Source organism: Prevotella sp. khp7, assembly GCF_900109055.1.
Classification (GTDB): Bacteria; Bacteroidota; Bacteroidia; order Bacteroidales; family Bacteroidaceae; genus Prevotella.
Genome location: NZ_FOIV01000004.1, coordinates 54,665 through 75,787 on the forward strand (window position 1 = coordinate 54,665; position 21,123 = coordinate 75,787).

20 protein-coding genes are annotated in these 21,123 nt (G+C 45.6%); all 20 read right to left on the minus strand.

The features are described from left to right. Position 1: 1 nt before the first annotated feature. Entirely contained in the window at positions 2-724 is a 723-nt protein-coding gene (locus tag BMX82_RS10620) for a WbqC family protein (RefSeq protein ID WP_091768755.1), read from the minus strand. After that, the gene (locus tag BMX82_RS10625) at positions 721-1,917 is read right to left on the minus strand and encodes a hypothetical protein (protein ID WP_091768758.1); all 1,197 of its coding nucleotides are present in this window, start codon (positions 1,915-1,917) and stop codon (positions 721-723) included. The genes BMX82_RS10620 and BMX82_RS10625 overlap by 4 nt, the downstream gene beginning before the upstream one ends. Continuing rightward, the gene (locus BMX82_RS10630; RefSeq protein WP_091768761.1) at positions 1,914-3,353 is read right to left on the minus strand and encodes a radical SAM family protein; all 1,440 of its coding nucleotides are present in this window, start codon (positions 3,351-3,353) and stop codon (positions 1,914-1,916) included. The genes BMX82_RS10625 and BMX82_RS10630 overlap by 4 nt, the downstream gene beginning before the upstream one ends. Positions 3,354-3,360: 7 nt before the next feature. Next, a complete protein-coding gene (locus BMX82_RS10635; RefSeq protein ID WP_091769494.1) occupies positions 3,361-4,470 on the minus strand; it encodes a DegT/DnrJ/EryC1/StrS family aminotransferase in 1,110 nt (369 codons plus the stop codon). Between the two features lie 51 nt (positions 4,471-4,521). Continuing rightward, positions 4,522-5,925, minus strand: a complete 1,404-nt coding sequence (locus BMX82_RS10640; RefSeq protein ID WP_091768764.1) for an AMP-binding protein — start codon at positions 5,923-5,925, stop codon at positions 4,522-4,524. A gap of 49 nt (positions 5,926-5,974) precedes the next feature. After that, complete coding sequence (locus BMX82_RS10645; RefSeq protein WP_091768767.1) at positions 5,975-6,703, minus strand: SDR family NAD(P)-dependent oxidoreductase; 729 nt, start codon at positions 6,701-6,703, stop codon at positions 5,975-5,977. A gap of 22 nt (positions 6,704-6,725) precedes the next feature. Continuing rightward, complete coding sequence (locus tag BMX82_RS10650) at positions 6,726-7,463, minus strand: SDR family NAD(P)-dependent oxidoreductase (protein WP_255396600.1); 738 nt, start codon at positions 7,461-7,463, stop codon at positions 6,726-6,728. Then, positions 7,460-7,699 carry an acyl carrier protein gene (locus BMX82_RS10655; protein WP_091768770.1) on the minus strand — a complete coding sequence of 80 codons (240 nt, stop codon included), beginning with the start codon at positions 7,697-7,699 and terminating at the stop codon, positions 7,460-7,462. The genes BMX82_RS10650 and BMX82_RS10655 overlap by 4 nt, the downstream gene beginning before the upstream one ends. Before the next feature lie 30 nt (positions 7,700-7,729). Then, entirely contained in the window at positions 7,730-8,359 is a 630-nt protein-coding gene (locus BMX82_RS10660) for an acetyltransferase (RefSeq protein ID WP_091768773.1), read from the minus strand. Then, positions 8,359-9,393, minus strand: a complete 1,035-nt coding sequence (locus BMX82_RS10665; protein ID WP_091768776.1) for an acyltransferase family protein — start codon at positions 9,391-9,393, stop codon at positions 8,359-8,361. Before BMX82_RS10665 ends, BMX82_RS10660 begins: the two co-directional genes overlap by 1 nt. Before the next feature lie 15 nt (positions 9,394-9,408). Continuing rightward, positions 9,409-10,287 (minus strand): polysaccharide deacetylase family protein, encoded by an 879-nt coding sequence (locus BMX82_RS10670; RefSeq protein WP_091768779.1) that lies wholly within the window; start codon positions 10,285-10,287, stop codon positions 9,409-9,411. Positions 10,288-10,390: 103 nt separating this feature from the next. After that, positions 10,391-11,509, minus strand: coding sequence for a carboxylate--amine ligase (locus BMX82_RS10675; protein ID WP_091768782.1), 1,119 nt, complete (start codon positions 11,507-11,509; stop codon positions 10,391-10,393). A 2-nt stretch (positions 11,510-11,511) separates the two neighbouring features. Continuing rightward, entirely contained in the window at positions 11,512-12,516 is a 1,005-nt protein-coding gene (locus BMX82_RS10680; protein ID WP_143058358.1) for a GNAT family protein, read from the minus strand. A 6-nt stretch (positions 12,517-12,522) separates the two neighbouring features. Further along, the gene (locus tag BMX82_RS10685; protein WP_091768788.1) at positions 12,523-13,557 is read right to left on the minus strand and encodes a glycosyltransferase family 2 protein; all 1,035 of its coding nucleotides are present in this window, start codon (positions 13,555-13,557) and stop codon (positions 12,523-12,525) included. Positions 13,558-13,562: 5 nt separating this feature from the next. Next, complete coding sequence (locus BMX82_RS10690; RefSeq protein ID WP_091768791.1) at positions 13,563-14,762, minus strand: EpsG family protein; 1,200 nt, start codon at positions 14,760-14,762, stop codon at positions 13,563-13,565. Between the two features lie 6 nt (positions 14,763-14,768). Continuing rightward, positions 14,769-16,232: a lipopolysaccharide biosynthesis protein gene (locus BMX82_RS10695; RefSeq protein WP_091768794.1), complete on the minus strand. Its 1,464-nt coding sequence runs from the start codon at positions 16,230-16,232 to the stop codon at positions 14,769-14,771. A 9-nt stretch (positions 16,233-16,241) separates the two neighbouring features. Beyond that, positions 16,242-17,345, minus strand: coding sequence for a chain-length determining protein (locus BMX82_RS10700; protein ID WP_177172084.1), 1,104 nt, complete (start codon positions 17,343-17,345; stop codon positions 16,242-16,244). 22 nt (positions 17,346-17,367) lie between these two features. Continuing rightward, complete coding sequence (locus BMX82_RS10705; RefSeq protein WP_091768797.1) at positions 17,368-19,782, minus strand: SLBB domain-containing protein; 2,415 nt, start codon at positions 19,780-19,782, stop codon at positions 17,368-17,370. A 350-nt stretch (positions 19,783-20,132) separates the two neighbouring features. Next, positions 20,133-20,270, minus strand: a complete 138-nt coding sequence (locus BMX82_RS13060) for a hypothetical protein (protein WP_177172085.1) — start codon at positions 20,268-20,270, stop codon at positions 20,133-20,135. 48 nt (positions 20,271-20,318) lie between these two features. Then, entirely contained in the window at positions 20,319-21,113 is a 795-nt protein-coding gene (locus BMX82_RS10710; RefSeq protein WP_091768800.1) for a polysaccharide biosynthesis/export family protein, read from the minus strand. Positions 21,114-21,123: the final 10 nt, after the last annotated feature.

The window sequence follows — 21,123 nt, forward strand, 5'->3', positions numbered from 1 at the left end:
TTTACAAGAAATGATAACTGTTCAATATATTGTGTAGTTCGCTGCGCGAGCAGAACATCATCAGGTCGATGATACTCAGATCGGGGACAAACTCATCAGAGCGTTGCTTGTAGCGGATGTCCTCATTGCGCCGCAGGAAACTGAGGTTGATGCCCATCTCACGGAAAGTATCCTTGTCGTAGTAATTCATTCCCGCACCGGAAGGATTAATATAGTCGGTATAACCGAAGTGCTCGCAAGCGCAACGGATAATCTCCGGAGTCCTGAACTCCCAGCGGTCTGACACCTCCGAGAGCATTCTGAATTCCGTATTGATGCCTAAATAATCGGCCACAGCCCTCAGTTGCTTGACAAGATAACGCGTCAGGTCGGATTCCTCATCCAGTAAAATAGGTTTGATGACTTCCATCGCCTCGCTGTAGTGTGGTGCTTGGCTGTAGTAGAACTTCAACACACGGCACAGATAATCAGCCCGTTTGCGGCTAACCACCCGACTTATCTCGCAGATGAGACTATTGCAAGAGGCATGACTGACTTCAATGCCAAAGTACTGTGGTTGGCCGCCTTCGCCCAGAATACGGTTACGGTTGATCCAGCCATGCTTGATATAGTGAACATTGTCGCCAACAACAAACAAATCGGTAGCATTTATGAGTTGCCAGTAGCCGATGTACGGGAAAAAGTATGGCTGCATGATAGCAATATGGCGTTTCCCGTCAATCATAACACATAACAGTTTTGTTTCAGTCCTTCGTCATCACTATGGATGACGCACATCTTGCGGTCATCGACCTTGTTGGTCACTGGGGCACTGCTAGTGCGGAACATGCCGCTGTCGAAATAGCGATCATCCATGCAGAGCATCATGCCACAGACATACTCGTCGTAGTGCTTGCCCTCCCATTCGCAGGGATACGTACGCTGCTGGATGAAAGGCTGTAAAACATTGGCCTTTGCTTCCAGTACATTCCGCCATGTCCGCTCATCAGTCATGACACCGGCATACAGACCTACACTCTTACCCAAATCGTAGGGTTTGAGAATGTAGTTATCCTTGTTCTTTAGAGCATCCTCCCATATCTCCGGATGCTCATTATATAAATAGGTGGGGATTGTGTGCTGGCGCAAAAACGCCGTTTCTTCCTGTGTGAGACACTGGCGGGTGAAGTCATCAACGAAGATGAGGTGCAGGAAGCGCTTGTCGTGAGCTAGGAAGATGGTGCGGAAATCGTTCAGCATCCGTGCATCAATCATGGCTTGCAGGGTCTCCATCCGGAAGGATAGAAGGTCTTGCTGATTGAGCGCACTGATCACTACTGCGTCGTGACTCCACTGGTCTATATGAGTTTCCACTTCTTCTGCTTCATAGACGGTTACCTCATGTCCGTAGTACTCATAGAACCTCTTGTAGAGGGCAATCTCAGGCGTCGGGTCGCTGCTTTTCAACACGTAGAGAGGAAAACTATCGGGGATGGTGTCGCGCATATAACTCAGCAACTCATTATAGCTGTTTTCCCAGGATACGCCGGGATGAGTCGCCATGAATTGCTTGGCTTTGACCACAGAGGGATAGTTCATCCAGATGCCGTGACCGAAGAAGCGGCTGGTGATCTCGACCAGCAACAGCCTACCGTCCCCACTTATGAGATAATCGGGACGGTAGGCACCTGCCCGAAAGGGATAGCGGCTCTGACGTTCAAGAATCTCCATCACCTTCTCATCCAAAGGCATATATTCCGGTACCCACTCGCGGTAGTGTTCCGCCATATAGGAAATACACTTATAGAGCAGGGCCTGCACGCGGCGCAGTTCATCGCGCCGCTCCGAGGTAATCAGCATCGGGCGGTCGTGATACCAATGATGGTAGTAGGCGGTCTTGTCAGCGAACAGCTGAAAACATATGTCCTGAGGGCTCACTCTCCTTTAAATAGTCTTGACTGGTATCCTAGACACTGGAATCCGTTACGGTTGATGATGGGAATGATGCTAGTGGGCACCTTCAACTGGTTGCGCACCCAGAAGCAGATGCTGGTGGACATGCCAAGGGTTTCAGTATATTTCATCAGTCGCTGGATATTCTCTATCGAGAGCGCACGGTTAGGTGCAGTGCGTCCGCGCTGCTTGCGGTGGTCAGCGTTCTTCGGACTGATATAGTCCATGTAGAGGTCGCGCTCCATATTTTTGTCGAAATGGCCGAGCCACTGCCCTAATTGTGCCAGATTCTCCATGCAGGCCGTGAGGAACTCGGGCTTGTAATTCACGATGCCAGCATCATGAAGCTTGTCGAAGAACCCCTTGATGTGCTCGTCGGTGAGGTAAGGCACGAAGATGGGCTGCACCAGGGCCGAGTTGGCCTGTATGCCGCGCTCCTGACACATCTTCACGGCAGCCAGTCGTTCTTCTATCGGGGCGGCGTAGGGCTCTAGTAGGTCTCGGAAGGCTTTGGGCATGATACTTACCGAGGTATTGAACTGCATTTTGTCCTTCAGTTGCTCGAAAAGGTCGAGGATGGTCTCACCTTCGTTCTCCACCAACAGGTGCTTGGTACCGGCCTTCGATGCGATGAAGAGACGAGCGTTGCTGTTGGGGTATTTCTTGAAGTGAGCGATGAACTCACGCAGGATGCGGTGGGCGATGCCGGTGTAGAGCGTCGGCTCCTGCAGGGCCTCGGTCTTGGGCGTGAAGTAATAGTAGTGCTTCCAGTTTTTGCCACGGCTCAGCGCCACAATCTGCCGCTCAATATCCTTCTTCTTCTCGGGTGACTCGACGATGGCGTTAGCCAGTTCTTGCAGCAGTCGGCTGCGCTCTTTGATATCTTCCGGCTTCACGACATTCGGCTGTTCGCTGCAGGCACCGTTGGCTTTGCCTTCGTCCATCGCGGCTCGGCCATTCATGCAAGCTTGATGGCACTCGCTGCTCTGTCCGTTCATCTCCTCTAAGAGTTTGCGCACATATAAGTGGTAGTTCTCGTAGGCCACCAGTTTCTGCTCATGAACGCCATCGGTCACCAAACAGTACTGACAGCCCACGTGACAGCCCTTGACAGGATTCACCTCGAAGGTCAGTGTCGGGCAGCGGCCTGTATAATTGTGGATTTCGGTCTCCACCGTGTCGGGGTCGCAGTCCTCCAAGTAGAGCACCGACTTGGGGATGACGGTATGCTCCTCCAAGCGTTTCATAAACAGTTTGGAGCCTCGGATGAGTCCTTGCAGCGTCTCGTCAGAGGGTTCTATCGTTACGCCAAGTTGTTTCAGATATTCGGCATCGACAATCTGGGGCTCGAAGCCTTCCAGATTGTAAGCGTCAGTCTCATGCTCGTAGAGATTACGAATTTCAATGGGTTGTTTTATCATGTAATAATTATATCTTCAATATTTTAATCACTCTTTCCACATCCTCCTCCGTCAACGCATGGTGTATAGGCAGACAGATCACTTCATCAGCCAACTTGTTAGCATTGGGAAGGTTTTTGGGTGTAGCACTCGGCAGGTCTCGATATGGTGAGAACGTGCTGATGAGTGGATAGAAATAACGTCGCCCATAGACACCTCTTTCCTGCATACGGAAATACAACTGGTCACGTGTCATGCCATACTTCTTAGCGTCGACAAAAATGGGGAAGTAACCGTAATTATGGCGTACATCAGGCTGGTCCTCCCAAAAAGTGATACCTTCAACATCTCGCAGTGCTTCACGATAACGCAGGGCCACTTGATGCCGCGCCTCGATGGCATCATCCACCAGACGCAGGTTCAATAGTCCGTAGGCAGCACGTATTTCGTCCATTTTGGAGTTGATGCCAGGCCCCACCACGGTCACGTCGTCCTCAAAGCCGAAATTCTTCAAGTAGTCGATGCGCTGTTTCATCTCTGCATCATGCATGACCATTGCCCCGCCCTCGATAGTATTAAAGACCTTCGTGGCGTGGAAACTGATAGTGGAAAGGTCACCGGCATTGAGTATACTCTCCCCGTCTTTCGCCACGCCAAACGCATGTGCAGCATCGTATATAACTTTCAGATGATACCGGTCGGCAATCTCTTTTATTGCCTTGATGTCACAAGGGTTGCCATAGACATGGACAGGCATGATGGCTGTCGTATTGGGGGTGATGGCAGCCTCTATCTCTGCAGGGTTGATGTTGCCATTGGCAGGGTCGATGTCAACGAACACCGGTTTGATGCCATTCCACCACAACGCATGTGTTGTGGCAACAAAGGAATATGGAGTGGTGATAACCTCTCCTTTAATGTCAAGAGCATGTAGTGCGGTGATGATTGGCTGTGTACCATTAGTGAATAGGCTCACGAAAGGCACCTGAAGATAATCTGCCAGTGCCTGCTCAAGACGTCGGTGGTATTCACCGTTGTTTGTGATCCACCGCCGCTCCCAGATGTCTTCCAGCATGGTGGTGAATGCATTGAGTGGTGGCAGCAATGGTGATGTTACCTTGATGCTGTCGTTGCTCATTATCTTCTGTTGTAGTTCGCTCTTCTTATTTTTCATTCTGAAGACAATTCTTCAATTCCTATCCAGATTTGCATATAATATCTTACCGGCTTCATTCTTCGGAATCTCAGTGATAATCCGGACCTCAAAAGATAAAGCAACGAGCTTCAATCTGCTTACAAGTTCCTCCTTCACTTGATTCTTGTATTTCTCATCTGTCAGATAGACGAGCATTTTCTCGTCTGTTCCGACACAGGCACATTCAAGTCCAGAGAACTTACTCTTAATAATCTTTTCACATTCATCGAGTCCTACCCTCATACCAAAAAGTTTCAGGAAACGCCCTATACGGCCAACGATATAATAACAGCCGTCTTCATCAAAATAGGCCAGATCACCAGTACGGATAAAGCCATGTCTTTCATCACCCAACAGTAAGTCTTCACGACTATAGGCGTAGCCCATTGTGACGTTCTTTCCTCTGTAGCACATCTCACCCTCAGTATGAGGGGTTGTTATTGGATCCCCATTCATATCTATCAGCGAGAGTTCAGCATTAGGCACGGCTATACCGATACTGCCAACCTTCTCTATGGCCCACTTCGGCGGCAACCAAGCCATACGTGCCGTACATTCCGATTGTCCGTAGGTGGCAATCCACTGTTTGCCGTTGTCCCGGCAAAACTCTGCAAATTTCAGATTCATATCCTTTGGCATATGGCCTCCACCTTGCGTAAGCAGTGTCAAGTCCGGCAAATCCATGCGGAAGAAACGCATCATATTCAGTATCTCAAAACTAAAAGGCACACCGGTAAAACTGGTAGCCCGCTCTTCCTTGATGAACTTCCAGAAGTGACGGTCAGTCATGCTCAGATTGGTAATCAATACCGTCGCTCCTACATAGAAATGACTGAACACCATCGAGAGTCCCATCGTATAGTAGAGAGGTAGCACCATAAGAGGACGATCCTTTTCTGAAAGTTGGAAGAAGGTCGATATATTCAGCGCAGCCGCCTCAATATTCTCATACTTGTGGCGTACTAACTTAGGACTGCCTGTACTGCCTGATGTCGGCAACAGATGCGATAATTCGTCGTTCATCAGACAAGCCTCATTACCAGTCCTCATCAGCGTATAGCCATAGCAGGTGATCACCTTCTCATAGCCATAATTGTCTGCCATTGCCTCTGGTACGCAAACGAATGGAGGCTGATAGAGTTCATACAAACTCTTGTATAGCGTTTCATCCAAATGGGCATTCAATATCAGCGGCACATTCCCTGCACAGATATTTCCGATTGTCCATGCTATTCCACCGACATTATTCTCTACGAGCAGGAGCACCAGCGACCGCGAAGGCATCAGATGCTCAGCTTGTACAGCAAAGTCACGCAACTCTCCATACGTCAGTTGCTGTCCCTGCGAATCAATCGCCGCAATCGCCTCTTTCTGCCATTTGTCCAGATTCAGAATCATCCTCAGTTGTCAATTATCCGCTCGCGCTTTCCTCAGAAAGAATTGTCAGCTATATTGAAGCACATCCGTTTACTCCAAGGATTTCACCTGAAATATAGCTGGCCCTGTCGGAGGCGAGGAATGCGCAGGCATTAGCAATATCCTCTGGCGTACCAAGCCGACCAAGGCCTATTCGCGAGATACGCTGGTCAATCTTCGAACCATCACTCTCATATAGTTCCGCAAAACGCTCGGTCTTCACGATACCTGGAGCCACCGCATTCACACGGATACCCTGCGGTGCCAATTCCTTGGCAGCCGACTTCGTAAACGATATGACAGCCCCCTTGGTGGCAGAATAGGCAGACTGTCCTGGCGAGCCGAGCTGTGCCGTCACTGAGGCAATATTCACGATAGAGCCACCACCATTACGAGCCATCAGTCGCGATACGAGTTGTACCATCTCTATCACGGCGATGACATTCACACGAAACATCAGTTCCGTCTCGTCGCGACGTATCATACCTATCTTACGGTTGAATACCACGCCTGCATTGTTGACCAGCACGTCTATACGCCCTTCAGCCTTAAACACCTGCATCATAGCCGACTTGACTGCCGCTGCGTCGCAGACATCGAAACAAAGGGGAATCACACCCTCGTTTTCTGGCTGAAACTCCTGACAATCACAAGCATAGACTTTAGCACCATCAGCAGTAAACCGTTCGGCAATGCCCTTACCGATTCCCTGGGCAGCACCTGTGATGATACACACCTTATTCTTTAACAGTCCTTCCATAGGTTACAATAGTTTTTGTTTCTCAACAAGACACCATCAACGATGTCCCACTCGTCCATGCACTGGCATCCGACAGCAGGTAGATGACTGCCCATGCTATCTCTTCAGGCTTTCCGTGGCGTTTCAGCAGGTAGTGTTGTTTGTCACGCTCTAAATCCTCAGCAGAGAGTAAGCCCTTAACGGTCAATGGCGTCTCAACCATGCCTGCCAGAATAGCATTGGCACGTACCTGCATCGGTGCATATTCCAATGCACACGACCTTGCAAAAGATTCCACCGCAGCTTTCGAGGCCGCATACATGGCATTTCCAGGTGTCACCTGACGTGCGGCCATCGACGACATGAATACCATCGAACCACCTCGGTTCATCTTTCTGGCTTTCATCAAAGCCTTTGTCAGCATGAATGCCGCAAATGTGTTAGTCTCGAACACCTCATGCAGTTCCTCTTCTTTCACGTAGCTGACTGGCCGACGCTTTATGATGCCAGCGTTGCAGACAAAACCGTCAATCTGGGGCAATTCCGACACCAGTCGTGCCACCTCTTCTGCCTTTGTCAAATCAGCCAATATCGATACATGGCCTTCACCTGTCAGCGCAGCCATCGTCTCACGAAGCCTTGCCTCATTGCGCCCAGTAGCCACTACCGTCGCCCCTAATCGCGAACACTCTATGGCCGTAGCCCTGCCGATACCCGAAGAAGCCCCCGTCACCAGTACCGTCTTACCAGCAAGCGAGTATGGATTATACATCTCCATCATTGTTCGTCTTTCAGTCTTTTCACCGTGTTAAACAAATCCTCGATGGTCACGGCTGTTGTCATATCCTCTGGTTCAACCGTCACGCCATACTCTTCGTCAATCATTGAGATAATCATCAATGCGATCAACGACGTATATTCGTCCAGTTCATGAAACACCGTATCCTTATTAAACTCACTCAGTTCCGTCTCTAGAAACAGACTGGCAAATTTCTCAATAAAATCATTCATCTCCATAATCTATATTTATCTAAAGTCCAATTCATTTCACATTAACCTCTTTGCAGGATTCCCAATAACGGTTGTCCCGGTCTTTACATCCTTGATGACAAAACTCAACGCAGCCACGCGTGATTTGCTTTCCACTGTCACCTTATGGCTGATAACTGCCGATGAATGGATATTCACCTCGTCCTCTATCACGACACCACCCACGCATGTCACTCGTGTGTCTATGCGATTGAAATCGCCCATACGTACGTCGTGCCCAATGATAGTGTACGACTGTATCATGTTATAGTTGCCTATCACCACGTCGTTACCTATCACCGTGTCAGCTCCGATGAAGTTGCCCTTACCTATCACGACATTCGTGAGCAGGCGTGCCGTGCGGTGTATCACATTGATAAACTCACCTCCACGGCTAATGATATTTTCCATGCAGGGCTTACGTGAAGCTCCGCCAATAGAACAGACAAACACATCGTCTGCCTCAGGCTGGTATCCGCTGATGGTTCCAATGACAGGAGGATAATTCGGGAAACCGTCCAGTGCATGGAGGTCATCATCGATAAAGCCCTTCACTTCAAACGCGTCTCCATAGCCCACGCTCTCCAAAGCGTTGCTATACACCGTGCGCCCCATGCCGCCTGCTCCTATAATAATCAGTCGTTTCATTATATATCTGTTTCCTTTATTTTAATCACATTTTTCTGAGCCGTCACATACGGCAGGTATTTCTTCATCAAAGGGATGAGCAACTGGTAGCTAAACATAACTATCCCTAATAATACAACAATTGTTATTGGGATAGGTAGATGAGCATTTCTTAATAGAGGAGATAATACTTGTAGAATCAGTTGGTGACTTACTAGAATCATTATAGAATAACGTCCCCAATATGTAATGAATGGTATATCCCGAATAATCTTTGCTGAAAAAATGACGAACAAAGTGCCTGTTATGCCACAAAGATGTTGAGCAATCGGATTGATCCAAAATATATTATGCATATAACTACATCTTCCGCCGAATATGAATGTCAAGGCGAAACATATAATAATGAGAATGGGTAAAAACTTGCCCCATGCGTTAGGACGTAAGATATCTGTAAATTTGTTGAACAAATAACCTACACTAAAAAAGGGAAGTGCTGCCAATGCAGAGTCAACAAAACCCAAAAGGTTAATATGCGAAGCAATAAACAAGGAATTGGCCATACCTACGGCAAAACAAAAAATAGTCAGCAGAACAGCTTGCCAAACGTCAGAAACACATATCTTCTTGACTATAGTAACACATAGATAGAAAAGTATGTTAACAATGAAAAGACACCAGAGAAACCATAGTGGGCCGTTGGTAAATCTCCCTTCTATAATAAATGCCCATAAGCCCTGAATGCCAAGTGATTCTGTATGTGGATCCGTAATTCCAAAAGAAAGCAGAATATTGGGATAGAGAAAGGAGGTAATAATATAGAAGAAACAAAAGGGAATCAATAATTTGTTGATTTTCCTAATGAGAAATCCTAAGAACCCTTCATATTCCTTAAAAAAAAGACCGGACAAGAAGAAATAAAGCGGCATTCGAAATGTTGATATCCAATAGACATACTCCGATTGTACACGAAGGTGTTGTAATACGTGGAATAAAACCACCAGGATAATACAAAACCCTTTTGCCAGATCAATGTATTCTATTCTCTGTTTCATAATGGAGTACCTTTCTTATAATTGTATAGTTCGCATGTCTATCCAATCAGTCAACACATCTGCTTTGTCAACATTAACAAACTGTACCGAATCGAGCAAATGTTCCAGTTTGGCGAAAGCGTCAGCCACACCTATATTTGTCTTTATTTGACGTTTCCATCGGTTTAGGAAAGTACCAGACTCATTGAAGTAACGCTCGTACTGCTCACGCGTCAGACGAGGACGTTTTTCATCTAACAAGTCGGACAAATGGAAGTAATACATCATGTAGTCACAGTCGTTCAGCAAATGACGGATTAACCAGTAGGGGAATATGCGGAAGTAACCGCCACCAGTGCATACCAGGTTCTTACCCAATAGACGTATTGTGTTCACCGGGAATTCATGAATCACGGCATTGCCATACTGAATGGTGGCAGGAACAGCACTTCCATAACTTTGAAAACCACCTAATTCGCGTGACGCAGGAAACACCGAGGCGTCACGAGTAATACCGCACTCTGCCAAAACCTCGAAAAACCATGTGTTTGTTTCGCCCACAGAGAATGCTGGTGCACGATAACTCTTCACCTTCTCACCTGTTAACTGTTCAAGTGCGTCTACAGCCTGACGCGTGTCAGCCAATGCCTCTTCTGGTGTCAACTTGTTCATCCACGTATGGACATGTGAATGGCAGCCTATCTCATGTCCGGCAGCATGTATTTTCTTGACGACATGGGGGAAGTCTGTCGCCATCTTACCTATGCAAAAGAAAGTAGCTTTCAGTCCGCGCCTATCAAGAGCAGCCAGCAATCGGTCAAGCAGTTCATCAAATTGCTTGTATTTCCATTCTCTGGCATCACGCACAGTCTTCTCATAATACCACTCTTCAGTGTCAAAGGTCAGTATATTCATTCTCTCTTTCTTTATGGAAATCCTCATATAACATGGGAAGCGACCCTGACATTGTCATGAAGGTATACCAAATTAGAATAAAGTGGTAATCTTTTAAATCTATTCATTTTTGTTTAAGTTTTTTGATTCCACACACAAGCCATGAAAGCCAAGTAGAGGAATCACTCCAAATAATGTCTTGATAATAAACGTTATTTCCTAAGAAATTAAACCACGAAGGAAAAACGGAGAACCGCTTCGAACTCTTTATAAACCACAAGATGTCAAGCCCCAAATATCGTAATATCTTGCCCGGTGAATAACAATATGAATCTATTGGTAATTTCATGGCATCGTCAACGATAATTTCAGGAAAATCCACACCTGAGATGTAGGCAGCTCTTAAACTGGCTGGCACACGAGGATTAATCTCAATAATTTTATATTCATCTGTGTCTTTTCGCTGTAAGACATCAAAATCGGCCATGCCCACCCATTCAAGTTTATCAAGTGTCTGCTTACAAAGTCGCTCCAATTCTTTGTCCTCCACCGTAATACAACATGAACTGCTGCCTGCCCCAATAGGATACATACGTATAATCTTGATGATGGCACAGCCTAAGACACACCCTTTTTCATCCCGATACATCATCACGTTATAATAATAGTCGGGATTATCAATGAATTCCTGCAATGTGCATGTACCATATTTACTGCTAATCTCATGGAAACGAGACTGTAATTCTTCAAGTGAATTGACACGCGTGATTCCCCTAGCACCTACAGAATAATCAGGTTTGATTAATGCTGGGAAATGTATTTCACCTGCAACATCGTTTATGTTCTCTTCCGAAAGGCTTTTGGTATGAGGATGTGGGATGTCGTGTGCTTCACAGAATGCCATAAAAGACGACTTGTTCTCAACAACAGACAACACACTATAATCAGGAACTGCACATCTTGTATTATATTCCTTTTCTATTTCTGCCTTATTCTTACTCAGATAAGAAGCAGACTTATCTCCCATGGGAATAATGACATCAAACCTTTCTTTTCCAAGGATATCTTTTACCCATTCCCCATAACCAGACTTTTTACCAGTATATTTATGTAAAAAGAATCTGCTTTTAACAATCTCATATTCGTTTGAGACCACTGACACATTTATATCTTTCTTTTTGAATAACGATTCACCGAAAGACAGGCCCTGCAATCCTCCACCTAATAATAGAACATTAATCATCCTTATTTGTAATATACAAAATCCAGATCTGAGTCAGCAGAGGTTATCAACATATTGTTAAAACTATCCTTGTATTCAGGCGTACCAATAACACAATTCAGCTTTTTCTTCATCTTTATCGTTAAAGGAAGCAATCTGAATGTGTATTCTCTTGAACTCAATGTAATAACCAATCCTTTATTATTGCTTTTTGCAATCTTTGCAGCTGCTTTAAATGCTTTGTCTTCATCTTGACGAGAAAAGAACCGATAGTCAACCAATGACAACATCTCCAGTCCCTTATATGTTGTGGTGCGCACCACAACATATCCTATACTCTTGCCTCTCAACAGATATTGATAAATAGCATATCTTTCAGGACTATAAACATCATAATATCTTTTTAAGAAGAACACCTTGTCACGTATAAATTCAGCATGATCCTTCATCCATTTCCCCTGAGAGGGAAAAGCTATTTGATTGATATCACTCACTTTTTGGAGCTTTTCATAACGACTTACAGATAAATGCTCGGGGTATTGACATGTTACTGGTTGAAACCCGAATATCTTTCTGAGTAACTGCATGCAAATAGACCAATTAACAGATATGTAAACATTAACAGGCCTAATCGGTGTGAATCGCTTAACATATTTGGGCTGTATCTTCCAGGCTATATCTGTTACCCCTACAGAGAACCAGTTATCATAGAGGTTTACCCGATTATAAATTTTCTTGCTTATCCCCTTACCACGTTGATTCGGAGAAACTATCGTATTACCTCTTGAGAAGAATCGTTTTTCTTCAGAATCTATCAGAATACGTGCATCATTGACAGTAGTACAGCCTATTATCTGCTCATTATCCAATATTATAACACATTTCTCCCAACATTCTTCATCAGATTGATCGATATTAGTAATCCACCAATCCAGATATCTGATATCTCTATGGGGATATACCTCCTTCATATAATCTAATAAACGGGCATGCCATTGGGGAGTATAAGATAATGTCTGTGTTTGCATAGTGAGTTAATTTATATACATATATATTTTTATCCCCACTCTTATAATCCGATAACACACCGATGTCGGCAAATATAATATCAGAAGACTAAGTACACAATGCTTATTACTTATAGAAAAATGATTCGTAATGATCTTCTTCATCAACCTTTTATAAACCGGGTCATTTTTTACTTGCCCTATCAGTGTTCCTATCTCTGTCTGAAAACCAACCCTTTTGGCATATTTAATCACAGAGAAAGCAGTAACCAGCCAAAACAATGTTTTTCGATACCCGCTTATTTCACCAATCTTCGGACATTTTGAGGCCACAGCATCATCAATCAGATGCAAAGTATCTAAAATACGCAGATCACGTTCACAATTTAATTGCGAAACAGCACTTCCTTCTTTTCTCCTGAGATAGTACATGATATATTCGTCGGATACGCCCACCTTATCTGCTTCAGCCAATGCGATAATAAAGAAAGCATATAATTCGCCCACAACCAAAGAGCTGTCGAATATGATGTTTCGCTTTTTAAGGAACTCCGTCCGATAGATTTTGAATGATAATGGGAGTCTCTTCGCTGCGGCTAAAAAGTCGTTCTTATCATAGGTACCTGGATTTGCACATTTTGAAGCATCAACCCATACATTTTCCGATTCAGGTTCCCCTTCATAAGCCTTATAATTTCCCATGATAAGAATATCTGGATAGCCCTTACTCCCTGCCCTATGTATTTTTTCGCTTGCATCATCTGTCAGCCAATCATCGCCATCAAGGAAGAAAACATATTTCCCCTTTGCCAGACTCAAACCTTTGTTTCGAGCCATACAGACACCTTGATTCGGCTGATCTATGACGACAACACGTTTGTCTCGTTTTGCAAAATCCTTAATAATATTAAGAGTTCCATCTTTCGAGCCGTCATTCACTAAGATAAATTCCACTTCAGCCCCATCGATTTGCTGACATTCAAGAGACTTAATACATCGCGGAAGATACCGTTCAACATTATAACACGGAACTATGTAACTGATAAAGATATTTGTTTTCATAGCAACTAGTACTCTTCCCTGTTTATACGAGGAAATTTAGCGAATCGCGCCCTGTTATATTCTAACTGTTGTTCCCTATTAATATTTCTTTCAAATATAGAATTATATGGATAATATCGATACCACATAGAATCACTAATGATGTAAGTATAAATCAGATGGAAAAAGATAATAGGAAATAGAATTGCTGTGGATCTTACATAAGACAATAGCTTATCTATTTTCCTTGAGTCCTTAATCAGTATCACAAAAAACTCAGAATATAATATCACAAAATATATTTTAAAACAATCAATATATCTATATGCAATCTCGAAATTCGTTCTAATCATGATAAAGACAAGTCCTGTCAATATAAACGGCTCCATTCTGTTAACATTAGGACTACTCTTTTTGTTTTTTAAGTAATAAAAAGTACCTAACAGATATATGGTTGGAAGTACAAAGAAAGCAAGTAGATGGAATAAGCCTCCACCTGTTCCATACTTAGCCGAACTGGCATATTTAGCCACACTATCTTCTAATTCCTCTTCTCCTTCTAAGAGGAAAAGGTAATCCCTTAGAAGATCTGAAAGAATGAAACCAACAAGGAATGACATCAATAAGACCATGAATCCCCATTTATTCAATCTCAGGAAAAAGAGTAACGGTAATACAAACATCACAATTGTCTGAGCATGGAACATCAGTGCCAAAGCATACAGCATGTATCCCTTCCACCATTTCTTATCCAAGATATAGTCATTCGCATAAAGGCAGATAACGATGCTGATACTTGCACGCATCGTTTCCATATTATAGGTAGTATAGCATATAAAAGAATAAAAGAACAAGCATGTGAAGATATACGAACTGTGTTTCTTGATGTATCTGAAAATTAATATATTAATAAATGTCGCATGAATCAATTGGACTACATAAAATCTTCCTCCTAACGTTTTTACTAAAGAATTGAGTAGTGCAAAAAGCGGACTACTAAAGAGACCATAGTCTTTAAATGAGAATTTATCTATCGTGGGATAAACATGATAAAAAAAACCAAGATAATTAGGCGTATCAATTCCCATTCGCCAACGCAAACCTGCAATTAGAATAAAAGTCACAAGCATCACATTGTACCAGGAATCCCTCCTCTGCAACTTTCCATTTATATCATAAATGAAAGATAGTACAAGTAATAAAAGAATAACTACCAGATAATACATGATTCTTTATCTCCTTAATATCCGTGAAGTTATCAATAGGATATTCACACGAAAACACCGATACGATTCTGGACGGAACAGCATCGACCATCCGGCATAAAGTGCTACAAAGATGACAAACTTCAGCATCCCGTCCAAATAAAGAGACAGGGAACAAAGCGTCCCGATAACGTACGACATGATTGCGATGGTTATAGAGGCTACCAAAACAGGCAGGATATCAAGAACCTGTTTCTCCCAGCGATAGCCTATATGTATAGATACCATACTGATATTAACGAAATAAGAGAACCAGGTATTCAGCACCATGCCGACAAGCAGGCCTTTCATTCCATACAACAACAGACCGGCGACAATAAAAACGATACCTACAATGCGTTTTATAACAGTCCATTTGAACATTATCTTACTCTTCCCGATTGCAGCTATCGACAGATTATTAACCCCTTGAAGACAAGCGGCCAGCCCCGCCAGACACAGTATCTGGAAATAGGGAACACTCTCCACCCATCTTTCAGAGTACAACAACACGAAAATCGGTTTCGCACATAGTAACAGGATAAACATCAGCGGAAAGGTGACATACGAGAGAGAGATTGTCAACTTTCTGACAGCATTCGAAAGACGCGCTTTGTCATCCTGCAATTCTGCATATAGGGGATATGTTACCTGCGAAAGCACATAGGCAATGCTTGAAGAAGCTAATTTTTCAGAAGCATTGGCTCTTGAATAATAACCCATTGTCGCAGAATTATAGAATCTTCCTATCAACAGACCTTGAATCTCCTCTCCTAATTTATTAATAATCTGTGTTAGGAACATATAAAAGCCGAAACCAAACAACTCCTTGAAAGATTTAACCGAGAATACAAATTGGGGGCGCCATTTTACATAGAACCAGAACACGAAAGCAGGAATCAAAGCTGTCAGAAGATGTTGTGCTACCAACGCCCAGACTCCAAAGCCATAATACGCCATCACAATCGTGATGGTTAATGAAGTCAGCGACGTGACAATGGAAACAATAGACAAAGTTCTGAAATTCAGTTTTTTCTGCAATTGGTTTCGCTGGACAATTTTAAATGCATAAATAAACAAGATAACGCCCTGTACCCTCAGCACATCACACAACAAAGGAATTTTATAGAAACTTGCGATAGCAGGAGCCGAGAAAAACAGGATTGTATAGAGTACTGCAGCCACTCCGATATTCCAGAAGAATATCGTAGAATAATCCTCCTGAGTAGGACGTTTCTTTTGTATAAGAGCGGAGCCGAAACCACTATCAATAAAGCACTCGGCCAATACCATAAAGATAGCTAGCATGCCTATGCAGCCATAGTCATGCGGTGTTAGCAAACGGGCAAGTATAATCCCAGAAATGAACAGTATGGATATCGTTGAGTAGCGCTGCAACGCCGCCCACATCATTCCAGATACAGCCTTCTGTTTAAGATTGCCGCTTGACATCACTATTGTCTAAGATTGGATATGGCATTTATCGCCTTCATCGCCGGAGAGGCCGAAGAGGGGGGCGAGATGACCCTCCTTACGGAAAACATAGACAGTTGTTCCGAGGAAGGCGAGGAAAAGAAAGAAAAGGCATGTGCGAGCACGCCTGGGCCCAGCCTTCTTGACGGGCACAGTGGCAGGCTGGAGCGTGGTAAAGGCAGGAGTTTCTTGCTGCACCTTGGCCTCAGCCATCTGTAACTGATTAGCTATCTGAGTATATGCGCTCTGACGGATTGAGAGTTCTGTCTGGAGCTCTGTCTGCTCACTGCGTATACGCTCTAAGAAAACCTTCTGATTAGCATCTGAGAAAGCAGCATATTTACGGCGAGCCTTCTCATATTTGTCCTTGGCCTCGGCATAGAGTTTCTTGTTGTATTCAAGGTCGACGCGGGCCTTGCTGGTACGATAGTCGGTGATGAAGGTCTGAAGCTTAGACTGCACAGAGTCGGCCATCGTGGCACAGATAAGTGGATCCTGGTCGATGACGTTGATAATGATGACCATGGTTCTCACGTCCACATCGCAAGATACTTTCTTGTCCAGGATCTTCATAACAGCCGTCTGTTCTTTGGTAAGCTTGAAGGTATTGACCTTGTCGGACTCTTGCGTCTTGTCAGGAGCAAAGATAGAGAACACCGCACCTATTGTTGCCCTCATGGCTTGCGACCACCAAGGCAAGCGCTGACCGTCCTTGAGGTAGTCGTAATAGGTCATGACAGAGTCTTCGTTCTCACGTTGTACCTTGACGGGAAACAGGGAGGCACGGAAGGTGACGCTGTTCATGAGATCCGGGTAGAGTGTTGGCAATATGGCGTCAGCACTTGAGCCAGTTCCTCCCAAATTGATTCCTAAACTGCTGACTAAGCTGGAAAGAGTGCTCGAACTCCTGAGTCCCATGCTGGAAAGCTCGGGAGCCAGCATGACCGTGCATTTGTAGTAGTTGGGGATGCTAAGCATGAGGAATGCAGAGATGACGAAAGTGACAGACAACACTTTATAGTAAAGCTTTCGATGCTTCTTTACATCGTTAAGAAGATCTTTATAAGAAAGTTTTTCGGTTTTTTCTTCCATAATCATAAAAATAGTTTATTAGCTACTTGACCATATTGGCAATGGAGACGAACATGGTGGCGAGGGTGGCGAGACTGGTGCCGATGCCAAGCCACTGAGTGATAGCATTGGCATTCCTCGGTCCCTTGGTAGGTACGATAACCTCGCAGCCTGGCTCAATATCGCCCTTGCGGGCCTTGGCAATGGTACCGTTCTGATAGAGAATATAGGTATGGCTCTTGCGGGCACGACGGCCATAGCCACCAGACTGCTCTACGTAGTAACGGTAGTTTTTCTTATCTTTAAAAGCCACGGTGTTGGGCTTGAGCACATCACCAGAGACGCGAACGGTACGGTTATAACGAGGAATGATCAGGCGGTCGCCCTCGCGCAGTTCGATATCCTCGTCGGAACCTGGATGTGCCAGTGCCTCGTCGAGGTGGATACCTACGCTATAGGTGGTCTGGAGCGCCAACTGCTCGAGGTTGAGGGAGTCTTTGGCGTCGCTTGCCGCACTCTGACGAGCCACATCTATAAGATCCTGCATACGGGCACGCTCATCGTCGTCCATGGTACGCATGAGACGGGCACCACGCACATAGGCACCAGGAGCCACACCACCAGCAGACTTGACGATATTGGAAAGGCGCTGGTTCTTGGTTTCGAGGGTGTAGTGACCGGGGAACACCACTTCGCCCTCAACTGTTGCCTGCACGGGCGACTCGTAGACGGGGCTACGGCGTACCTGCACCACATCATAGGGCTCAAGCGTGAAGCTATGGTCGCCATCGACCTTAAAATCATCCTTCAGCGAGAAAGAGAAGGTCTCTGAGGTAACAAGAGATGACTCCGTGGCCTTAGGATCGCGAATACGACGTGACACATCGACCTTGACGGTAGAGGCAGCATCGGTGAGCCCTCCAGCCTGCAGGATAAGGTCTTCAATGGTCATATTATCAGCATATTCGTAGGTGCCGGGGAAGATGACCTCGCCCTCAATAACGAGGGTGCGCAGGTTTAGATGCTCGGCCAGCGTGGGTATGAAGAGTACATCCTCGTTCTCAAGGGGTATATCGCTTACCGTGCCGTTGAGCACACCTTCGAGGTCGATGGAGATGACCTCCTGAGTGCGGTTGGGCTTCATGCGCCGCAACACGGCACGTGAGGTCATGGCTTGCTCGGTAATACCATCGGCACTCTCAATGAGTGAGCGCACGGAGTTGACCCTGCTACCCAGCTGGTACATGCCAGGACGGAACACTTCACCCCTGACTTCGACCATATTCTCATAGCGGTCGTAAATCTCATCGACCGTCACTGAATCGCCATCCTCGACCTTAAAACCAGCCATGTCGAACTCCTCGACGTTGAAGACGCTCTTCATACGGCCGTTCTTACGCAGCACACGAACAGAGTTCTTGTAGGCATCGCCCGTGAATCCGCCACTATACTTCAGCAAGGTGGCCAGACTCTCGTCGGAACGCATCTCATAAAACATCGGGCGCTTCACCTTACCCTCGATATCAACGATACAGTCATAAGTGCCTACCTGGATGACATCGTTATCCTGCAGACGGACATTGCCCGCCAAACGACCATTGAGGATGAACTCGTATATGTCGACCACGGAAATCTGACGTCCCTGACGGAATACCTTAATGTTGCGAAGAGTTCCCAGATCATTGATACCACCCGCCTGATAGAGGGCATGGAATACAGTGGCAAAGGCACTGAGGTGGTAGGTACCCGGCACATTGACCTCGCCCATAACGTTGACCATGATGGTACGGGTCTGGCCAAGCGTAGCTTTGATATCGGAACTCTGGAAATAGGCCCCCAAGCTACTGCGGATGCGCGACTGGGCAGCAGCAACCGTGAGACCAGACACATGCACGGGTCCATACCCCGGGATGGTTATGTCGCCATCGGGGCTCACCGTGAGATTGACACTCTCCTGTGAGGCACCATAGACATCGACGATGACCTGATCGCCAGGACCCAGCACATAGTTCTGGGGGGTGGCAATGTTCATCTGGGGCTCGAAGGTGAGGTGCTTATTGTTGAAGATGTCACGGCCGAACACGCGCTTACTGGCAGGGGCAGGAAGCGTATTGTCGATCAATGGCGCATCAACCTCTTCGTCGGAGATTTCAACAACCTGTTCGTTGGTCTCGCCGTTGTTAACACGCAGGCGGGTTTCCGTACTGTTGACGGTTTTGTCGGCCGTGGCATCGACGTTCTTACTGCTTGTCTGCTTACTATACTGAGAGCGCAGACGCTGGAGCTGAGCCATCGTTGCACCCCTCTGCAAGAGTCTGGTGGCAATCTCGGTATCGGATGCACCCGACATCTTGGCCTCTACGGCCAACTTAACAACTTCTTCGTCGCTGATGGGCATGCCGAATGCGTCGGAGATGGCGCAAAGGGTCATGAGAAGGATAAAACAAAGTTTCTTCATTGTATTCTATTTGTCGTTTTTATTTTTGCAAAGACAAAACAAGGGGGGCACCGTCCTAATAGCTTTAGGCGGATATAGTTTTATGGCGTTAATTGGTAGCGAGAAGCCCTTCCCCTTACTGACATCCAGTGTTGGTTATTGATTCGCATCTGCAAAGATAGAGAAAAAAGAGGACACCGCCAAAATAAATTGGAAAAAAATTTAAATCCCCGTTCGATTTGAGCGGGGATTTAATTAATATGCATTTTTGTCTCTGACGAAAAAGGAATTCATGCCCTCCCCTCTTTATAGAGGGAGCCCTATAGTATGAGGGTGCCCTACGGGGGATTGACAGAGATAATCTCCACAGGTCATCCAGATAGTCCCCACGAATGACGGAAATAATCTCCACAGGTAACGGAGATAATCCTCATGGGGGTATAGATGACGTCTCCATAGGGGTACAGATGATGTTTCCATGAGGCGTAGAGGCTATCAGAACCGCTCATAGAAGATATCCCGACAACCCTTAGATGACGTTTTCAATACAGGATGGATTACTTCGTAATCGCAAGGATGAAGGTGGCGACGGACATGAGCATGCTGGTCATGGTGAACCACATGCCTGTAGAGGTGGAGAAGTAAGAACTGCGGGCCTTGGACTTCTGGGGCTCTACATAGACGATGTCGTTCTGCTGCAGGTAGTAATAAGGAGAACTGACAATGTTAGCATCGTTGATATTGAGCTGATGGTACTCCTTGCGGCCTGTGCTGTCTTCACGGATGACAAAGATCTTATCGCGCTCGCCATAGAGGGTCAGGTCGCCCGCCTGGGCAATGGCTTCGAGGATGTTGATCTTCTCGTTCTGGGTGGTGAACATACCTGGGTGGTTGACCTCGCCCAAGACAGAGTACTTATAGTTGATCATCCTGACATGTACAACGGCATTCTCCTCGGCTGAGAGATAGGGAGCTATCTTGGACTTGATATAGGCCTCAGCCTCGTTTTTAGACATGCCTCCGAGGTGAAGGGTGCCTAAGACGGGGAAGACGATGTTGCCGTCGTTGTCAACGAGATAATTATAGACGGAATTCTGATTTTGAGACTGATCGGAAGAGCCCGTCATACTGCCCTTCATGAGGTTGAAAGGCTCGGAGGCCGCAGGGGTCATAGTGAAGACTTGAATCTGCAGGACGTCCTTGGGCATAATCCTCGCATCGTAGAGGTGGACGGAGAGTGCCATGTCGGCCTGGTCATAATTCTGAAAATAGGCAACCCTCTTTGTGCTGCCGCAACTGGTGAAGAGTAAAAAGGAAAGGATGAATAGGGGGAAAACAAGTATCTTTTTCATACGACTGATT

Bases quoted from the DNA above. Each gene is read 5' to 3' on its own strand.
- BMX82_RS10630 (WP_091768761.1), bottom strand. From the start codon at position 3,353: ATGATAAAACAACCCATTGAAATTCGTAATCTCTACGAGCATGAGACT.
- BMX82_RS10700 (WP_177172084.1), bottom strand. From the start codon at position 17,345: ATGGAAGAAAAAACCGAAAAACTTTCTTATAAAGATCTTCTTAACGAT.
- BMX82_RS10675 (WP_091768782.1), bottom strand. From the start codon at position 11,509: ATGATTAATGTTCTATTATTAGGTGGAGGATTGCAGGGCCTGTCTTTC.
- BMX82_RS10690 (WP_091768791.1), bottom strand. From the start codon at position 14,762: ATGTATTATCTGGTAGTTATTCTTTTATTACTTGTACTATCTTTCATT.
- BMX82_RS13060 (WP_177172085.1), bottom strand. From the start codon at position 20,270: ATGAGCGGTTCTGATAGCCTCTACGCCTCATGGAAACATCATCTGTAC.
- BMX82_RS10695 (WP_091768794.1), bottom strand. From the start codon at position 16,232: ATGTCAAGCGGCAATCTTAAACAGAAGGCTGTATCTGGAATGATGTGG.
- BMX82_RS10640 (WP_091768764.1), bottom strand. From the start codon at position 5,925: ATGATTCTGAATCTGGACAAATGGCAGAAAGAGGCGATTGCGGCGATT.
- BMX82_RS10655 (WP_091768770.1), bottom strand. From the start codon at position 7,699: ATGGAGATGAATGATTTTATTGAGAAATTTGCCAGTCTGTTTCTAGAG.
- BMX82_RS10660 (WP_091768773.1), bottom strand. From the start codon at position 8,359: ATGAAACGACTGATTATTATAGGAGCAGGCGGCATGGGGCGCACGGTG.
- BMX82_RS10635 (WP_091769494.1), bottom strand. From the start codon at position 4,470: ATGAGCAACGACAGCATCAAGGTAACATCACCATTGCTGCCACCACTC.
- BMX82_RS10710 (WP_091768800.1), bottom strand. From the start codon at position 21,113: ATGAAAAAGATACTTGTTTTCCCCCTATTCATCCTTTCCTTTTTACTC.
- BMX82_RS10645 (WP_091768767.1), bottom strand. From the start codon at position 6,703: ATGGAAGGACTGTTAAAGAATAAGGTGTGTATCATCACAGGTGCTGCC.
- BMX82_RS10665 (WP_091768776.1), bottom strand. From the start codon at position 9,393: ATGAAACAGAGAATAGAATACATTGATCTGGCAAAAGGGTTTTGTATT.
- BMX82_RS10685 (WP_091768788.1), bottom strand. From the start codon at position 13,557: ATGAAAACAAATATCTTTATCAGTTACATAGTTCCGTGTTATAATGTT.
- BMX82_RS10670 (WP_091768779.1), bottom strand. From the start codon at position 10,287: ATGAATATACTGACCTTTGACACTGAAGAGTGGTATTATGAGAAGACT.
- BMX82_RS10705 (WP_091768797.1), bottom strand. From the start codon at position 19,782: ATGAAGAAACTTTGTTTTATCCTTCTCATGACCCTTTGCGCCATCTCC.
- BMX82_RS10680 (WP_143058358.1), bottom strand. From the start codon at position 12,516: ATGCAAACACAGACATTATCTTATACTCCCCAATGGCATGCCCGTTTA.
- BMX82_RS10620 (WP_091768755.1), bottom strand. From the start codon at position 724: ATGATTGACGGGAAACGCCATATTGCTATCATGCAGCCATACTTTTTC.
- BMX82_RS10650 (WP_255396600.1), bottom strand. From the start codon at position 7,463: ATGATGGAGATGTATAATCCATACTCGCTTGCTGGTAAGACGGTACTG.